Origin of the sequence: Flavonifractor sp. An10 (genome assembly GCF_002161215.1) — a bacterium.
Lineage (GTDB): Bacteria > Bacillota > Clostridia > Oscillospirales > Oscillospiraceae > Flavonifractor > Flavonifractor avistercoris.
In genome coordinates, this window is sequence record NZ_NFMB01000013.1 from 1 (window position 1) to 2,500 (window position 2,500).

A 2,500-nucleotide genomic window follows, 5' to 3' on the forward strand; every position below is an offset into this window, starting at 1 on the left:
GCAAGCGCCTGCATGCATCCATGTTAAGGTCAAGCCCTCGGCGGATTAGTATCGGTCAGCTTCACACGTTACCGTGCTTCCACCCCCGACCTATCAACGTCATAGTCTACGACGCGCCTTACTCCATAAGGATGAGAGATCTAATCTTAGGGGGAGTTTCACGCTTAGATGCCTTCAGCGTTTATCTCGTCCGTACATAGCTACCCAGCTATGCCCTTGGCAGGACAACTGGTGCACCAGAGGTACGTCCATCCCGGTCCTCTCGTACTAAGGATAGCTCCCTTCAAATCTCTTACGCCCGCAACAGATAGGGACCGAACTGTCTCACGACGTTCTGAACCCAGCTCGCGTGCCACTTTAATCGGCGAACAGCCGAACCCTTGGGACCGAATTCAGCCCCAGGATGTGACGAGCCGACATCGAGGTGCCAAACCTCCCCGTCGCTGTGGACGCTTGGGGGAGATCAGCCTGTTATCCCCAGGGTAGCTTTTATCCGTTGAGCGACGGCACTTCCACTTGCATACCGCCGGATCACTAACTCCAACTTTCGTTACTGCTCGGCCCGTCAGCCTCGCAGTTAGGCTCGTTTATGCGTTTACACTCACTGCACGGTTTCCGTCCGTGCTGAACGAACCTTTGAGCGCCTCCGTTACCTTTTAGGAGGCGACCGCCCCAGTCAAACTGCCCACCTAACAGTGTCCCCCGACCGGATTCACGGCCGCAGGTTAGAAAACCAGCAAATCAAGGGTGGTATCCCAAGGGTGGCTCCACCTGAGCTGACGCCCAGGCTTCCAAGCCTCCCACCTATCCTGTACATGATTTACCGATTTCCAGTATTAAGCTACAGTAAAGCTCCATGGGGTCTTTCCGTCTAGTTGCGGGTAACTGGCTTCTTCACCAGTACAACAATTTCGCCGGGTGGGCTGTTGAGACAGTGCCCAAGTCGTTACGCCATTCGTGCGGGTCAGAACTTACCTGACAAGGAATTTCGCTACCTTAGGACCGTTATAGTTACGGCCGCCGTTTACTGGGGCTTCAATTCAATGCTTCGCCTTGCGACTAACATCTCCTCTTAACCTTCCAGCACCGGGCAGGCGTCAGCCCCTATACGTCATCTTTCGATTTAGCAGAGACCTGTGTTTTTGGTAAACAGTCGCTTGGGCCTATTCGCTGCGGCCTCCCGTAGGAGGCTCCCCTTATCCCGAAGTTACGGGGTCATTTTGCCGAGTTCCTTAACAACCCTTCTCCCGTTGGCCTTAGGATTCTCTCCTCATCTACCTGTGTCGGTTTGCGGTACGGGCACCTTAGCATACCATACACCTTTTCTCGCCACAGAGCATCGCGGACTTCCCTACTATAAGTTCGGTCCCTTGCGCCCGGGTCAACCAACGCCCGGGTCCCGCTATCTCCATGTGTCAGTGTACTTAAGGTTCGGTGGCTACGGAATTTCAACCGTATGTGCATCGACTACGCCTTCCGGCCTCGCCTTAGCTCCCGGCTTACCCTGGGCGGACGAACCTTCCCCAGGAAACCTTAGATTTTCGGCCATTATGATTCCCACATAATTCTCGCTACTCATTCCGGCATTCTCACTCGAATACAGTCCACCGCTCCTTCCGATGCGACTTCACCCCGTATTCGACGCTCCCCTACCCCGCACATTGCTGTGCAGCCCAAGCTTCGGTTAGACGCTTAGCCCCGTTATATTTTCCGCGCAGAGTCACTCGACCAGTGAGCTATTACGCACTCTTTTAATGAGTGGCTGCTTCTAAGCCAACATCCTGGTTGTTTTCGCAACTCCACATCGTTTTCCACTTAGCGTCTATTTGGGACCTTAGCTGTGGGTCTGGGCTGTTTCCCTTTTGTCCACGAGACTTATCTCACGTAGACTGACTGCTGATCATCAATTAGCCGGCATTCTTAGTTTGATAGGGTTCAGTAACCTTATCGGCCCCTAGCCCATTCAGTGCTTTACCTCCGGTAATCTAAATCAACGCTAGCCCTAAAGCTATTTCGGGGAGAACCAGCTATCTCCGAGTTCGATTGGAATTTCACCGCTATCCACAGGTCATCGCCGGTCATTGCAACGAACGTGCGTTCGGTCCTCCATGGGGTTTTACCCCCACTTCAACCTGCCCATGGATAGGTCACCCGGTTTCGGGTCTATTGCCACCGACTTTATGCGCCCTATTCAGACTCGGTCTCCCTTCGCCTCCGGTGCTGAACACCTTAAGCTTGCCAGTAACAATAACTCGCCGGACCATTCTACAAAAGGTACCTCATCACCCTTTAACGGGCTTTGAGTGCTTGTAAGCACAAGGTTTCAGGTTCTGTTTCACTCCCCTCCCGGGGTCCTTTTCACCTTTCCCTCACGGTACTGCTCCTCTATCGGTCATCAGGTAGTATTTAGGGTTGGAGGGTGGTCCCCCCAGTTTCCCACCGGGTTTCACGTGTCCGGCGGTACTCTGGAACTCGACTAACAGAAATCGGTTTTCGCTTA

The 2,500-nt window shown here is 53.4% G+C and carries 1 rRNA gene (cut by a window edge); it reads right to left on the minus strand.

Going from position 1 to position 2,500, the window contains the following annotated elements:
• Positions 1–25: 25 nt before the first annotated feature.
• Positions 26–2,500, minus strand: a 23S ribosomal RNA gene (locus B5E42_RS18330); it runs 370 nt beyond the window's last position.